The following is a 14,771-nucleotide window of genomic DNA, read 5'->3' as shown; positions in this document are numbered from 1 at the left end:
GTCAGCTGTCCGCCCACTGCACGTAGCAGACTTCCACAGGAATGTCGTGCCGGGCGCAGAATTCCAGCCAGCGCAACTGATTGTCCTGCAGTCGATCACCGGGGCCTTTCACCTCGATCAGGCGGTAGCGGCGCTCCTCAGGCCAGAACTGGATCAGGTCCGGCAGCCCGGCGCGGTTGGCCTTGATATCGGCCAGGATGCGCTGGAAGCAGGCCTTGAGCTGGGCGGCCGGCAGGCAGGCCAGGGCTTGCTCAAGAAGTTCCCCGTCCAGGTTTCCCCAGTAAACGAAGGGCGACAGCAGGCCCTGCTTGGCGGCGTAGGTGCGGCTGATGCTGGCCTGGTACTCGCCGTTGTCCAGCTGTGCCATGCAGGCGTCGAACAGGGGCGCGCGGCGTGCATGGAAGTCCGGGCTGAGCAGGTCCGCGGGGCCGTTGTGGAAGGGGTGGAAAAATGCGCCGGGCAAGGCGGCGAAGATGGCGTCCCAGCAAAGCAGGCCGAACAGCGAGTTGAGCAGGGTGTTCTCCACGTAGTGCACCGGCGCACCTTCTTCGTGGAAGTGCAGCAGCACGGCGTGTTCCACCGACAGCGGTTCCGGCGGCTGCGGCAGGACCAGGTCGATACGCCGTACCGGCGCGCTCTCGACCGGCGGCGCCTTGGGCAGGCCCAGCTTGCGCCGAAGGCGCGGCAGGATGCGCACCAGGTGCTGGTCCTCCTCTTCGCTCTCGGGCGCCGCGCAGGCTTGCTGCGCCAGGCCGAAGGCGTCGGCGTAAGCGCCCAGCCGCTCCAGCACGCGGATGCGCCGTACCCGGGCACCGGGGTACTCGCAGAGGCCGTACAGGCCAAGCGCCGCCTCCAGCAAAGCGCCACGTTCACAGTGCTGGCCGACCTGGAACAGCAGCTTGCGTCGCCGTGCGTCCAGCCAGGGGTTGGGATGGGGCTCCAGGGGCAGCGCGGGCAGTAATTCGTCCAGCGGCTCGCCGGCGTCGAAGCGTTCACGCCAGTGGTGCAGGCGCAGGTAGTAGTCCAGATCGGTGCGTTCACGGAAACCCCGCGCCGAGGCATCTATCTCCACCTTCTCGTACTGATAGATGCCGAGGTCGGCGAGGACGAACTCGGACCAGTCCTGATACAGGTTGCCGAAGAACATCAGCCGCAGCCGGTCGCAGATGTCCATCAGGCCAAGCGCGTAGACGCAGTCGACGCTGGCTGGGTACCAGTCGGCGAAGGTGCGCGGTTCCGGATGGTCGGCAAGCAAGGCCTCAAGCCGCTCGGCCTTGCGCCCTGACGCCTTGCCGAAACAGGCGTCCACCTCGCCCAGGGTAATTAGGCCAAAGAGCTGCGAGAGGTCCAGCAAGGGATGTGCATTCACCCAGCCCAACTCCACCAGTGGCGCGGCTGCCTGACGGGTATCGCCGATTTCCGCGTAGTTCAGCTTGCTGGCGCGGAACAGCGCGCCCTTGCGCATGACCATCCGCACCAGAAGCGCCTGGGAGGCGCGGGGCAGGGCGCGGAAATCGTCGATGAAGGCTCGCTCTTCGGCGACCAGCAGGTCGCTGTAGCGCTCGCTGATCCAGTCCAGGAGTGTGTGGAAATTCTGGAGGTAATAGAACGGGTCTTCGAGGGCGGCAGGCATGGTCGGAAGGGTCGGGTTTCTACTGTGAATTTATACAGATATCAGGCCCGGCCGGACGGCGGCAAATGGATTTCGATCAGTGGGACGCAAGCACGTTGTGCCTGCGGGGGTATGGTGGGCGGCATTACCGAATTTGTCGCGCCTGAAGCTAAAAAAACTATATCCACGCCCTTCTGCCGCGCGGGCCCCGTGTTGTCCGAGCTGGCAGCTTTTTCCTAGCCAGCGACTACAAAAATCATAATTTCGCGAATCCCTGCCTCTGAACAGAATGCGGCCATCACCACCCCATATAGCCGCAATAGCAGAACAACAATGACCGGAGTCAGAGGAGGCAGGCCATGACCGACCTGAATCAAACCGCGCTGCAGAAGGGCGCAGACAGGGCGCTTGAGAACATTGAAATCGATACGCTGGTCGTGGGTGCCGGTCAGGCCGGTGTGGCCATGAGCGAGCACCTGACCAAACTCGGGGTGCCCCACCTTGTCCTGGAGCGCAACCGCATTGCCGAAGCATGGCGTACGGGGCGTTGGGATTCGCTGGTTGCCAATGGTCCGGCCTGGCACGATCGTTTCCCCAGCCTGGAGTTCGAAGGCCTCGACCCCGACGCCTTTGCCTCTAAAGAACAGGTTGCGGCGTATTTCGAAGCCTATGCCAAGCAGTTCAACGCCCCCATCCGCACCGGCGTGGAAGTGAAGAAGGTGGCGCGCAATACCGACCGGCCGGGATTTACCATCGAAACCTCCGAGGGTGTGATCCAGGCCAATCGTGTGGTGGCTGCAACCGGACCTTTCCAGCGTCCTGTCATTCCACCAATCGCGCCGAAAGACGACAGCATCACCCAGATCCACTCTGCTCAGTATTTCAATCCCCAGCAGTTGCCCGAGGGTGCCGTGCTGGTGGTGGGCGCCGGATCGTCGGGGGTGCAGATCGCAGACGAACTGCAGCGTGCCGGCAAGAACGTGTACCTCTCCGTTGGGGCGCATGACCGCCCGCCGCGCGCCTATCGCAACCGCGACTTCTGCTGGTGGCTGGGCGTGCTTGGTCTGTGGGATGCGGAAGCCGCTCAGCCGGGCAAGGAGCACGTCACAATCGCGGTTAGCGGTGCGCGTGGCGGGCATACCGTCGACTTCCGTGGTCTCGCTCATCAGGGGGTGACGCTTGTTGGTCTGACCAAGGCGTTCAATGACGGTGTCGTGACGTTCCAGGCGGACCTTGCCGAGAATATCGCCCGTGGCGACGAAAACTACCTGTCGCTGCTGGATGCCGCTGACGCATACATCGCTCGCAATGGGCTTGATCTGCCGGAGGAGCCCGAAGCCCGCGCCACCTATCCGAATCCGGATTGCGTGACCAATCCCATTCTGGAACTCGACCTGGCCAAGGCCGGCATCACTTCGATCATCTGGGCGACCGGCTATTCGGTCGATTACAGCTGGCTGAAAGTCAACGCCTTCGATGAAAGCGGCAAGCCGAAGCATCAGCGCGGCGTATCCGGCGAACCCGGCGTTTACTTCCTGGGCCTGCCGTGGCTGTCCCGCCGCGGTTCCACCTTCATATGGGGCGTTTGGCACGATGCCAAGCACATTGCCGACCACATCGCTACGCAGCGCAAGTACCTCGCTTATCGCGATGCTTCGCAGCGCAGGGCGAAGGACTGATCGAAAGAAACGTCCTGATGGCAGCTACCCCGATTCGCAATCTCCAAAAGTTTGAATAAAGGAAGTCAAGTCGATGCCTACCCATACCCGCATCCGCATGTTCAATACCAAAGACACCTATCCGAACCAGACGCTGGACAACGACCTGTGCCAGGCGGTGCGCGCCGGTAACACCGTCTATGTGCGTGGCCAGGTGGGCACCGATTTCGACGGCCGTCTGGTTGGCCTTGGCGATCCGCGTGCCCAGGCCGAGCAGGCGATGAAGAACGTCAAGCAACTGCTGGAAGAGGCGGGCAGCGACCTGTCCCACATCGTCAAGACCACCACCTACCTGATCGACCCGCGCTATCGCGAGCCGGTTTACCAGGAAGTGGGCAAGTGGCTGAAGGGGGTCTTCCCCATCTCCACCGGACTGGTGGTGTCGGCCCTGGGGCAGCCCCAGTGGCTGATGGAGATCGACGTGATCGCGGTCATCCCGGACGACTGGCAGCCGGCCAAGGCATAAGGAGGAGCAGCACATGACGTTCTCCATCATCGGGCGCTGCGCGGAGACCGGGCAGCTCGGCATCGCCATCAGTTCCTCGAGCATCGCCGTTGGCGCCCGCTGCCCCTGGGTTCGCGCGGGGGTGGGGGCGGTGGCGACCCAGAACGTCACCCTGCCGGCGCTGGGGCCGCAGATACTCGACCTGCTGGATGGGCAGCAACTGGAGCCGACCGCCGCCCTGGATCGGGCGCTGAGCGCCAATGGTTGGAGCCAGTACCGCCAGGTAACGGTGATCGATGATCGGGGCCGCGTTGCGCTGTTTAGCGGTAGCGAGGCCCTGGGCGTGCATAACGCGGTCGCGGGTGAGCAATGTGCCGCTGCTGGGAACCTGCTTGCCGGAACCCGGGTGATCGAGGCCATGGTCGAGGCCTTCGAGGCCGCGCCAGGTCTGCTGGCGGATCGACTGCTGGCCGCCATGCATGCAGCAATGGCGGCGGGCGGCGAGGCCGGTCCCGTGCATTCGGCGGCGCTCAAGGTGGTGGGGGACCTGACCTGGCCGATCGTCGATCTGCGGGTGGATTGGGCGGACGAAGACCCGATCGGCCAACTGGATTGCCTCTGGCAGGCCTATCGCCCGCAAATGCAGGATTACGTGACCCGCGCGCTGGACCCGACGGCGGCGCCCAGCTACGGGGTGCCGGGCGATGAGTGAGCTGTCCAGTCGCGACATGCTGGAGCGGCTGGTCGGTTTCGCCACCGTCAGCCGGGACTCCAACCTGGAACTGATCGCCTTCATCCGCGACTACCTGGCGGAGCTGGGCGTGGAGAGCGAGCTCTTCTACAACCCCGAGCGCACCAAGGCCAACCTGTTCGCCACCATCGGTCCCGGGGACCGGGGTGGCATCGTGCTTTCCGGGCATACCGACGTAGTGCCGGTGGAAGGGCAGGCCTGGACGGTGGACCCATTCCGCCTGACCGAAAGGGAAGGGCGCCTGTACGGCCGCGGCACGGCGGACATGAAGGGCTTCATCGCCTCGGTGCTCGCGGCGCTGCCGGCCTTCCTTGAGCGGCCTCTGAAGCTGCCGGTGCACCTGGCTTTCTCCTATGACGAGGAAGTGGGCTGCCTGGGCGTCCGTCCGATGCTCGCGGAGCTGGCAAAACGGCCTCACAAGCCGCGCCTGTGCCTGATCGGCGAGCCCACCGAACTGAAGCCCGTGCTGGGCCACAAGGGCAAGCTGGCGATGCGCTGCCAGGTGCAGGGCGCCGCCTGTCACTCCGCCTATGCCCCCTATGGCGTCAACGCTATCGAGTACGCGGCCAGGCTGATCGGCAGACTGGGAGAGATAGGCGCTGAACTGTCGCGGCCGGAGCGTCATGATGAGCGCTTCGATCCGCCGTTTTCCACGGTGCAGACCGGCGTCATCAAGGGCGGGCGAGCGCTCAACATAGTGCCGGCGGAATGCGAGTTCGATTTCGAGGTCCGTGCCTTGCCGGACTTCGACGCCCAGCAGGTCGCGGATGAGCTGCAGTCCTACGCAGAAACCGAACTTTTACCGCGGATGCGCGCGGTGCAACCCGATACGGGCATCCGCCTGACGCCGTTGAGCGCCTACCCGGGGCTGGCCACTCCGCCCAATGGCGAGGCCGCTCGTCTGCTGGCGCTGCTTAGCGGCTCGACGGAATTCGGAACCGTGGCCTTCGGCACCGAGGGTGGGCTGTTCGACCAGGCGGGGATTCCCACCGTGGTCTGCGGCCCTGGCAGCATGGATCAGGGACACAAGCCGGACGAATTCATCAGCCTTGAACAGCTCGCCGGTTGCGATGCCATGCTGCGCCGTCTGGCACGCCATCTTCAGGGCGGGGCCAGCCTGCTGTAGACTGCCGCACCCCTACGAAATGCCTGGGGCGCGGAATTGACGGGCGTCAGCCCCGTTGCTAACATTCCCGTCCTTATATCGGCTCAATTCCTCCGTCCGGAGGCTGAAAAAGCCGGTGTCAACCCCGAGATTTGCGTCATTGCCGGCCTTGGCTGGGGGTGACGCCACTGGGGCGGCGCGGGATACCAGCTTCGATCCCCGTCGCTTCTATTGATGACTTGACCGCATTGGCTGGAGTGCGGAATAGGGCCTTTCCTGGCCTTTGACTACAGGTATGAACATGAGCGAAAGCTTTGCAGAACTTTTTGAAGAAAGCCTGAAATCCCTCGACATGCAGCCGGGTGCCATCATCACCGGCATCGTGGTCGACATCGATGGTGACTGGGTCACCGTCCATGCTGGCCTGAAATCCGAGGGCGTCATCCCGGTCGAGCAGTTCTACAACGAACAGGGCGAGCTGACCATCAAGGTGGGTGACGAGGTCCACGTAGCGCTCGACGCGGTGGAAGACGGCTTCGGTGAAACCAAGCTGTCCCGCGAAAAAGCCAAGCGTGCCGAATCCTGGCTGGTTCTGGAAGCCGCCTTCAACGCCGAAGAAGTGGTCAAGGGCGTTATCAACGGCAAGGTCAAGGGCGGTTTCACCGTCGACGTCAGCGGCATCCGCGCGTTCCTGCCGGGCTCCCTGGTGGACGTGCGTCCCGTACGCGACACCACCCACCTGGAAGGCAAGGAACTCGAGTTCAAGGTCATCAAGCTGGATCAGAAGCGCAACAACGTTGTCGTTTCCCGTCGCAGTGTCCTGGAAGCCGAGAACAGCGCCGAGCGCGAAGCCCTGCTGGAATCCCTGCAGGAAGGCCAACAGGTCAAGGGTATCGTCAAGAACCTCACCGACTACGGTGCGTTCGTTGACCTGGGCGGCGTAGACGGCCTGCTGCACATCACCGACATGGCCTGGAAGCGCATCAAGCACCCGTCCGAGATCGTCAACGTTGGCGACGAGATCGACGTGAAGGTCCTGAAGTTCGACCGCGAGCGCAACCGCGTATCCCTGGGTCTGAAGCAGCTGGGCGAAGACCCATGGGTCGCCATCAAGGCCCGTTACCCGGAAGGCACCCGTGTGACCGCCCGCGTAACCAACCTCACCGACTACGGCTGCTTCGCCGAGCTGGAAGAGGGCGTGGAAGGCCTGGTGCACGTTTCCGAAATGGACTGGACCAACAAGAACATCCACCCGTCGAAAGTCGTTCAGGTTGGCGACGAAGTGGAAGTTCAGGTTCTGGACATCGACGAAGAGCGTCGTCGTATCTCCCTGGGCATCAAGCAGTGCAAGTCCAACCCGTGGGAAGACTTCTCCAGCCGCTTCAACAAGGGCGACAAGATCTCCGGCACCATCAAGTCGATCACCGATTTCGGTATCTTCATCGGCCTGGAAGGTGGTATCGACGGTCTGGTTCACCTGTCCGACATCTCCTGGAACGAAGTTGGCGAAGAAGCCGTTCGCCGCTTCAAGAAGGGCGACGAGCTGGAAACCGTCATCCTCTCCGTTGATCCGGAGCGTGAGCGCATCTCCCTGGGCATCAAGCAACTGGAAGACGATCCGTTCTCCAGCTACGCCTCCCTGCACGAGAAAGGCAGCATCGTTCGCGGCACCGTGAAGGAAGTTGACGCCAAGGGCGCTGTAATCAGCCTCGGCGGCGAGATCGAAGGCGTTCTGAAGGCTTCCGAAATCAGCCGTGACCGCGTTGAAGACGCGCGCAACGTGCTGAAGGAAGGCGAAGAAGTCGAAGCCAAGATCATCAGCATCGACCGCAAGAGCCGTGTAATCAGCCTCTCCATCAAGTCCAAGGACGTTGATGACGAGAAGGACGCCATGAAGGAACTGCGCAAGCAGGAAGTCGAGTCCACCGGCCCGACCACCATTGGTGACCTGATCCGTGCTCAGATGGAGAACCAGGGCTAATCACCCTGCTCCATCAGCAAGAAGGGCGGCCTAGGCCGCCCTTTTTGTTGCCCGCGTTTCCCTTGCGGGCTTTGGGCTGTTCAAAGCCTCGCTGGCGTGCTAAAACCTCATAGAGCTGATCTAGCCGCTTGAATTAGAAGGGAAAACCATGACCAAGTCGGAGTTGATCGAACGAATTGTTACCCATCAGGGCCAGCTGTCGTCCAAGGATGTAGAGCTCGCCATCAAGACCATGCTTGAGCAAATGTCGCAGGCGCTGGCGACGGGGGATCGTATCGAGATTCGAGGATTTGGCAGCTTCTCCCTCCATTTTCGGGCTCCGCGTGTCGGTAGAAACCCCAAGACGGGCGAATCTGTACGCCTGGATGGCAAGTACGTGCCTCACTTCAAGCCGGGGAAGGAGCTCAGGGATCGCGTCAACGAATAGCGTGCCGAGAGGGGCATGCGCAGCTGGCGGCATCGCATAGGGGCTGGCTCACCGTGCGGGGCGGTGGATTGTGGCGAATTGTTGCGCCACATCAACGTGCCGGTCCGGGGTCTCGGCGGGTTATGCTTGTAATCTCCTGATCCTTTGGCAGAATGGTCTGGTTTTCGCGTTCTGGCTTCATGCACGCAGCCTGTGTTGCGGGGAGGCTATTTAAATAATCAATTCGGAACAGAGATGGATCTGCAGTGAACGATAGCGTTAATCCCGCCCGTGATCAGCAATATAATGAAATTGATCTAATTGAACTTGTTCGATCTGTCTGGAAATATAAGCTCGTTGTTTCGGTGGTGGCGTTAGTTGGTGGCTTGATTGCTGCGGGTTATGCATATTTAAGTTCGCCTGTTTATGAGGCGAGAATATCTTTTCTGCCGCCGTCGCTGAGTGATATCGCCCCCCTTAGTTCTGGGCGAAGCCAAATCGGCCTTTCTCCATTTTTGGTCAGTGATGTTTATTCGGTTTTTACGCGCAATCTTGAGTCCGATGATTCGCTTCGTCGATTCTTCAAGTCTGTCTATCTGCCGTCCCTGAGTGAGCAGGATCGAGACGGCGTTTCAAAGGGAAAGCTATACAGCCGTTTTCTCAAGGAATTCAAGGTGGTGGCGCCCGATAGGCTTCGCCCCGATCGTTATTCCCTGGTTGTCCAGGGCGAGGATCCGGAGCAGATCAGCGGCTGGATAACCACCTATATCAACCAAGTGGAGGGTGAGTCGCTCGAGCAGGCGATCCAGGATGCTCGGCGCGAAGTCGATGTGGCCGCCAGTAATCTGCAGCAGCAGATCGCAACGCTGCGGGCGACCGCCAAGGCCCGTCGTGATGACCGCATCATCCAATTGAAAGAGTCGCTCAAGGTGGCCGAGGCGGTTGGGCTGGTAGAGCCGCCGGTGCTCAGTGGCCAGACGAACGACCAACTGAACGCCATCATGGATGGCAGCCTGACCTACATGCGTGGTTCGAAGGCGTTGCGCGCAGAATTGAACGCTTTGCAGGCCAGGGTGTCTGATGATCCTTTCATTTCCTCGCTTCGAGGCCTTGAAGAGAAGCACGAGCTGTATGCCAGCATCGCGGCTGTGTCCCCGAAGGTCCGGGTGTTCCGCCAGGACGGCGATGTTGTGGTGCCAGATGAGCCGATAAAGCCCAAGAAGACCCTGATCATCGCCCTTGGGGTGGTTCTGGGTGGCATCCTGGGTGGAGTATTCGCTGTGGCTAGGGTCGTATTGAGACGGCGCGCTTCTTTTGTCTGACGTATGGCCCGAAGCCCGGCGCGGAGACGGCTGCTTCGGCCAGGTAGCTATTCATTTTGGTTTGCAGGGGCCTGGATTGGGGCGGTGCCGTAGGTTTTGATGCCTATGTCAGTTTCGGTCGGCTACTTCTGCTTTGGTCTTGAATTCGAATTTTCTGGAGTTTTATCTGATGTCGGGCATCAAGCAGGAAAGTGTCGCAAGATTTAAAAATAAAGAAGCCCTTGTAGGTATTGTTGGCCTTGGTTATGTCGGTCTTCCGCTGATGCTGCGTTATAACGCCATCGGTTTCCGCGTGTTGGGCATCGATATCGACGAAAGCAAAGTCGTCAAGTTGAATGCTGGCCAAAGCTATATCGAGCATATTCCTGCAGAGAAGATTGCCCAGGCTCGGCAAACCGGCTTCGAGGCGACCTCCGACTTTGCCCGGGCGGCCGAATGCGATGCCCTGATCCTCTGCGTGCCGACTCCGCTGAACAAGTACCGGGAGCCGGACATGAGCTTCGTCATCAATACGACGGACGCCATCAAGCCTTACCTGCGCAAAGGCCAGGTCGTTTCCCTGGAGAGCACCACCTATCCCGGCACCACCGAAGAAGAACTGCTGCCGCGCGTTCAGGAAGGTGGTCTGCGCGTGGGCGAGGACCTCTTCCTGGTCTACTCGCCGGAGCGTGAAGACCCGGGCAACCCGAATTTCGAAACCCGCACCATTCCGAAGGTAATCGGCGGTCACACCCCGAGCTGCCTGGAAGTCGGCGTGGCGCTGTACGAGCAGGCGATCGACCGGGTCGTGTCGGTGAGCTCTACCAAGGCCGCCGAAATGACCAAGCTGCTGGAGAACATCCACCGCGCGGTCAACATCGGCCTGGTCAACGAGATGAAGGTCGTGGCCGACCGGATGGGCATCGACATTTTCGAGGTGGTGGATGCGGCAGCCACCAAGCCGTTCGGCTTCACGCCCTACTACCCAGGTCCCGGCCTCGGCGGCCACTGCATCCCGATCGACCCCTTCTACCTGACCTGGAAGGCGCGCGAGTACGGTCTGCATACCCGCTTCATCGAGCTGTCCGGTGAGGTCAACCAGGCGATGCCGGAATATGTAGTCGGCAAATTGATGGACGGCCTGAACGACCGCGGCCTTGCGCTGAAGGGCAGTCGCGTGCTGGTACTCGGCATCGCCTACAAGAAGAACGTCGACGACATGCGCGAGTCGCCGTCGGTCGAGATCATGGAGCTGATCGAGGCCAAGGGCGGCGTCGTCGCCTACAGCGATCCGCACGTGCCGGTGTTCCCGAAGATGCGCGAGCATCATTTCGACCTGTCCAGCGAGCCGCTGACCGTGGAGAACCTGGCCAGCTTCGATGCGGTGGTCCTGGCCACCGACCATGATCGCTTCGACTACGCGCTCATCAGCCAGCACTCCCGGCTCCTGATCGACAGCCGCGGGAAGTACCGTGCCCCGCAGGCGCACATCGTCAAAGCCTGATCATTCTCTGGAGTATTCTGCCTTGAAACGTTTTGCCCTGATCGGTGCTGCCGGCTACATCGCCCCGCGCCATATGCGCGCCATCAAGGACACCGGCAACCAGCTGGTGTCTGCCTACGACATCAACGATTCTGTCGGGATCATCGACAGCATCTCCCCGCAGAGCGAATTCTTCACCGAGTTCGAGCGCTTCTACGAACATGCCTGGCAGCTCAAGCGCGATCCGCAGACCGCCCTGCAGTACGTGGCGGTCTGCTCGCCCAACTACCTGCACCACTCGCACATCGCTGCCGGCCTGCGCCTGGGCTGTGATGTCATCTGCGAGAAGCCGCTGGTGCCGACGCCGGAAGTCCTCGACGAACTGGCCCTGGTCGAGCGTGAGACCGGGCAGCGCGTCTACAACATCCTGCAGCTTCGCCATCACCAGGCCATCCTCGCGCTGAAGGACAAGGTGAGCAGCGCGGCAAATACCCACAAGTACGACGTCGAGCTGACCTACATCACCTCCCGCGGCCGCTGGTACATGGAGAGCTGGAAGGGCGACCCGCGCAAGTCCTTCGGCGTGGCCACCAACATCGGTGTGCACTTCTACGACATGCTGCACTTCATCTTCGGCAAGCTGCAGCGCAATGTGGTCCACTTCGCCGACGAGCAGAAGGCGGCCGGTTACCTGGAGTACGAGCGCGCGCGGGTGCGCTGGTTCCTGTCCATCGACGCCCGGGACCTGCCGGTGGCGGTCCAGGGCAAGAAACCGACCTACCGGTCGATCACGGTGGACGGCGAGGAGATGGAATTCTCCGAAGGCTTCACCGACCTGCACACGGTCAGCTACCAGGAAATCCTCGCCGGGCGCGGCTTCGGCATCGAGGACGCGCGCCATTGCGTCGAGACGGTGAACACCATCCGTTCCGCCGCCCGGAGCACGCCGCAGAACGACGAGGGGCATCCGTTCCTCAAGACCCTCTCCCTCTGAGGCCGGTCATGAGCTATCAGGTACATCCCAGCGCCATCGTCGACGATGGCGCGGTGATCGGCGACGGCTCGCGGGTCTGGCACTTCGTGCACGTCTGCGCCGGGGCGCGGATCGGGCGCGGCTGCTCGCTCGGCCAGAACGTCTTCGTCGGCAACCAGGTCGTGATCGGCGACCAGGTCAAGATCCAGAACAACGTGTCGGTCTACGACAACGTCACCCTCGAGGATGGTGTGTTCTGTGGGCCGAGCATGGTCTTCACCAACGTCTACAATCCGCGCTCGCTGATCGAGCGCAAGAGCGAGTATCGCAACACCCTGGTCAAGCGCGGCGCGACGCTCGGCGCCAACTGCACCATCGTCTGCGGCGTCACCATTGGTGAATTCGCCTTCGTCGGTGCCGGCGCCGTGGTCAACAAGGATGTCCCGGCCTACGCCCTGATGGTCGGGGTTCCGGCGCGCCAGATCGGCTGGATGAGCGAATTCGGCGAGCAACTGGACCTGCCGCTGGAGGGGGAGGGCGAGGCCCGCTGCCCGCACAGCGGCGTCCGCTACCGGCTCAATGGCAAGCAAATCAGCAAGTTGGATGCTTAATTCATGATCGAATTCATTGATCTCAAAGCGCAGCAGGCCCGCATCAAGGACCAGATCGATGCCGGTGTGCAGCGGGTCATGGCCCATGGCCAGTTCATCCTCGGCCCGGAAGTGGCGGAGCTGGAAGAAAAGTTGGCGGCCTTTGTCGGCGTCAAGCACTGCATTTCCTGCGCCAATGGCACCGATGCCCTGCAGATCGCCCAGATGGCCCTGGGTATCGGTCCGGGAGATGAAGTCATCACCCCGGGGTTCACCTACATCGCGACCGCCGAGACGGTCGCGCTGCTGGGCGCCAAGCCGGTCTACGTGGATGTCGACCCGCGGACCTACAACCTCGACCCGGCCCTGCTCGAAGCGGCCATCACGCCGCGCACCAAGGCGATCATTCCGGTCTCGCTCTACGGCCAGTGCGCCGATTTCGATGCGATCAACGCCATCGCGGCGCGGCACGGTATCCCGGTGATCGAGGACGCGGCGCAGAGCTTCGGCGCCTCCTACAAGGGGCGGCGGTCCTGTGGGCTCACCACCATCGCCTGCACCAGTTTCTTCCCGAGCAAGCCACTGGGCTGTTATGGCGACGGTGGGGCGATCTTCACCAACGACGATGAACTCGCCCTGGTGCTGCGGCAGATCGCACGGCATGGCCAGGATCGCCGCTATCACCACATTCGCGTCGGGGTCAACAGCCGGCTGGACACCCTGCAAGCGGCCATCCTGCTGCCCAAGCTGGCGATCTTCGAGGAGGAGATCGCCCTGCGCCAGGTCGCGGCGCAGCGCTACGATGCGTTGCTGGCCGAGGCGGGTATCACCAGCACGCCGTACGTCGAGGCGCACAACCTCAGCGTCTACGCGCAGTACACCGTGCGGGTGGAGAATCGTGCGGCCGTGCAGGAGCACCTCAAAGGGCTTGGCGTACCGACCGCGGTGCATTACCCCATCCCGCTGAACAAGCAGCCTGCCGTGGCCGATGCCCAGGTGAAGCTGCCGGTGGGCGATGCGGTGGCCGAGCAGGTCATCAGCCTGCCGATGCACCCCTACATCAGTGAGGAAGATCAGAAGATCGTCGCGGGCGGGCTTTCCGGTTGGAAGGAGTAAAGGTTCTGGGCTGGAAAGACCGGCTGCTCAACAACCGCTTCCTGACTGGGGTACTCACGCTGGCGTCAGCGACGGCGGCAGGTCAGATCATTCTCGTTCTGGCCACCCCGTTGCTCACGCGCCTCTACACGCCGGAACAGTTTGGCCTGCTGGCGGTGTTCATCGCCGTGATGTCGGTCGTCCTGGTGGTTTCCAGCCTGAGGTACGAGATCGCCATTCCATTGCCCAGGCACGCCTGGAATGCGCGGCTGCTGTTGCATCTGTCTCTGGTGATCAACCTGGCCATGGCTGCCGTGTCCCTCGTCGCGGTCGCCGTGTTCCGGGAAGATATCGCTCGCCTGACCAAGACCCCGGACCTGGCCGATTATCTTTGGCTGCTGCCGGTCGCCATCGTCTTCGCCGGCTCGTACAAGGCGCTTAGTTACTGGGCGGTGCGCAACAACGACTATCCGGTGATCGCGCGCACGAAGATCGTGCAGAGTGTGGCCAACGTAGCGACCCAGGTCGTGACCGGCCTGATGGGGCTCGGGGCCCTCGGCCTGATCCTCGGTCAGGTGATAGGCCAGACGGCGGGTGCCGCGCGCTTGGCAAAGGGCACGGGCCTGCGCGAAAGGTTTTCCCTGGCGTCGCTACGCGGGGCACGGGCGCGGGCGCTCCTGCGTGAGCATCGGCATTTCCCGAAATACGATGCGCCGGCTGCGGCCGTAGACGCCCTGAGCGTGCAATTGCCGAACGTGCTCCTCGCGGCGCTGTTCAGCCCGTTCATTGCAGGTTTGTACATGCTGGCCGAGCGTGTGCTGTCGATGCCGATGGGGTTGCTCGGCCAAGCGGTAGGGCAGGTCCTGTTCGGCAGCAGTCGCGAGGCACTCAAGAATGGCACGCTGGACAGGCTGGCGCTGAAGATCGTGTCCGGCCTGTCGGCGATAATCTTGGTCCCGGTGATCGTCATCTTTTTCTGGGCCGGGGATCTGTTTGCCTGGATATTCGGCGAAGCCTGGCGAGAGTCGGGTGTCTACGCCAGCTGGATGATGCTCGGGCTATCGGTGCAGTTCCTGTACTCGCCCATCTCCATGGTGCTCATGGCCACCAAGGGGCAAAAGATCAATCTGTATATCCATCTCTTCATGCTGTTTGCAAAAACGGCTGTGCTTGTATATGGCTACCACCTCGGCAGCCCGCTTGCAGCCATCATCGGCTTTTCGATGGTCGGTGTCGTGGGATATGCAGCTTCGATATTGATAATTCTGGCGCATGCAAGGAAATACAGCGCCAGGTCCTGAATTCTATTGA

The 14,771-nt window shown here is 61.9% G+C and carries 13 protein-coding genes; 12 read left to right on the top strand and 1 reads right to left on the bottom strand.

Annotated features, from left to right (window positions below):
- Window position 1: 1 nt before the first annotated feature.
- Window positions 2-1,633, bottom strand: a complete 1,632-nt coding sequence (locus ACFW0H_RS13840) for a VRR-NUC domain-containing protein (protein WP_422914459.1) — start codon at window positions 1,631-1,633, stop codon at window positions 2-4.
- Window positions 1,634-1,971: 338 nt separating this feature from the next.
- Between ACFW0H_RS13840 and ACFW0H_RS13835 the strand changes: the two genes are divergently transcribed.
- From ACFW0H_RS13835 to ACFW0H_RS13780, 12 genes are all read left to right on the top strand, one after another.
- Complete coding sequence (locus tag ACFW0H_RS13835) at window positions 1,972-3,291, top strand: flavin-containing monooxygenase (RefSeq protein WP_422914458.1); 1,320 nt, start codon at window positions 1,972-1,974, stop codon at window positions 3,289-3,291.
- Window positions 3,292-3,364: 73 nt separating this feature from the next.
- A complete protein-coding gene (locus tag ACFW0H_RS13830) occupies window positions 3,365-3,796 on the top strand; it encodes a RidA family protein (protein ID WP_422914457.1) in 432 nt (143 codons plus the stop codon).
- Between the two features lie 13 nt (window positions 3,797-3,809).
- Complete coding sequence (locus ACFW0H_RS13825; protein WP_422914456.1) at window positions 3,810-4,487, top strand: DUF1028 domain-containing protein; 678 nt, start codon at window positions 3,810-3,812, stop codon at window positions 4,485-4,487.
- On the top strand, window positions 4,480-5,652 hold the full coding sequence (gene argE, locus ACFW0H_RS13820; RefSeq protein WP_422914455.1) for an acetylornithine deacetylase: 1,173 nt from the start codon (window positions 4,480-4,482) through the stop codon (window positions 5,650-5,652). Before ACFW0H_RS13825 ends, argE begins: the two co-directional genes overlap by 8 nt.
- Window positions 5,653-5,932: 280 nt before the next feature.
- A complete protein-coding gene (rpsA, locus tag ACFW0H_RS13815; RefSeq protein WP_044875460.1) occupies window positions 5,933-7,612 on the top strand; it encodes a 30S ribosomal protein S1 in 1,680 nt (559 codons plus the stop codon).
- Window positions 7,613-7,760: 148 nt separating this feature from the next.
- Complete coding sequence (ihfB, locus tag ACFW0H_RS13810) at window positions 7,761-8,039, top strand: integration host factor subunit beta (RefSeq protein ID WP_226283900.1); 279 nt, start codon at window positions 7,761-7,763, stop codon at window positions 8,037-8,039.
- A 245-nt stretch (window positions 8,040-8,284) separates the two neighbouring features.
- Entirely contained in the window at window positions 8,285-9,340 is a 1,056-nt protein-coding gene (locus tag ACFW0H_RS13805; RefSeq protein ID WP_422914454.1) for an LPS O-antigen chain length determinant protein WzzB, read from the top strand.
- Between the two features lie 169 nt (window positions 9,341-9,509).
- The gene (gene wbpA, locus ACFW0H_RS13800; protein WP_422914515.1) at window positions 9,510-10,823 is read left to right on the top strand and encodes a UDP-N-acetyl-D-glucosamine 6-dehydrogenase; all 1,314 of its coding nucleotides are present in this window, start codon (window positions 9,510-9,512) and stop codon (window positions 10,821-10,823) included.
- 22 nt (window positions 10,824-10,845) lie between these two features.
- Complete coding sequence (wbpB, locus tag ACFW0H_RS13795) at window positions 10,846-11,796, top strand: UDP-N-acetyl-2-amino-2-deoxy-D-glucuronate oxidase (protein WP_422914453.1); 951 nt, start codon at window positions 10,846-10,848, stop codon at window positions 11,794-11,796.
- 8 nt (window positions 11,797-11,804) lie between these two features.
- Window positions 11,805-12,386 (top strand): UDP-2-acetamido-3-amino-2,3-dideoxy-D-glucuronate N-acetyltransferase, encoded by a 582-nt coding sequence (gene wbpD / locus ACFW0H_RS13790; protein WP_422914452.1) that lies wholly within the window; start codon window positions 11,805-11,807, stop codon window positions 12,384-12,386.
- Window positions 12,387-12,389: 3 nt separating this feature from the next.
- A complete protein-coding gene (locus ACFW0H_RS13785; RefSeq protein ID WP_422914451.1) occupies window positions 12,390-13,481 on the top strand; it encodes a DegT/DnrJ/EryC1/StrS family aminotransferase in 1,092 nt (363 codons plus the stop codon).
- Window positions 13,469-14,761, top strand: coding sequence for a lipopolysaccharide biosynthesis protein (locus ACFW0H_RS13780; RefSeq protein ID WP_422914450.1), 1,293 nt, complete (start codon window positions 13,469-13,471; stop codon window positions 14,759-14,761). Before ACFW0H_RS13785 ends, ACFW0H_RS13780 begins: the two co-directional genes overlap by 13 nt.
- The last annotated feature ends 10 nt before the right edge of the window (window positions 14,762-14,771 follow it).

Origin of the sequence: Metapseudomonas cellulosilytica (genome assembly GCF_049334135.1) — a bacterium.
Taxonomy (GTDB): Bacteria; Pseudomonadota; Gammaproteobacteria; order Pseudomonadales; family Pseudomonadaceae; genus Metapseudomonas.
The sequence above is the reverse complement of the archived record's forward strand: the minus strand, read 5'-3'. Positions and strand labels throughout refer to the sequence as shown.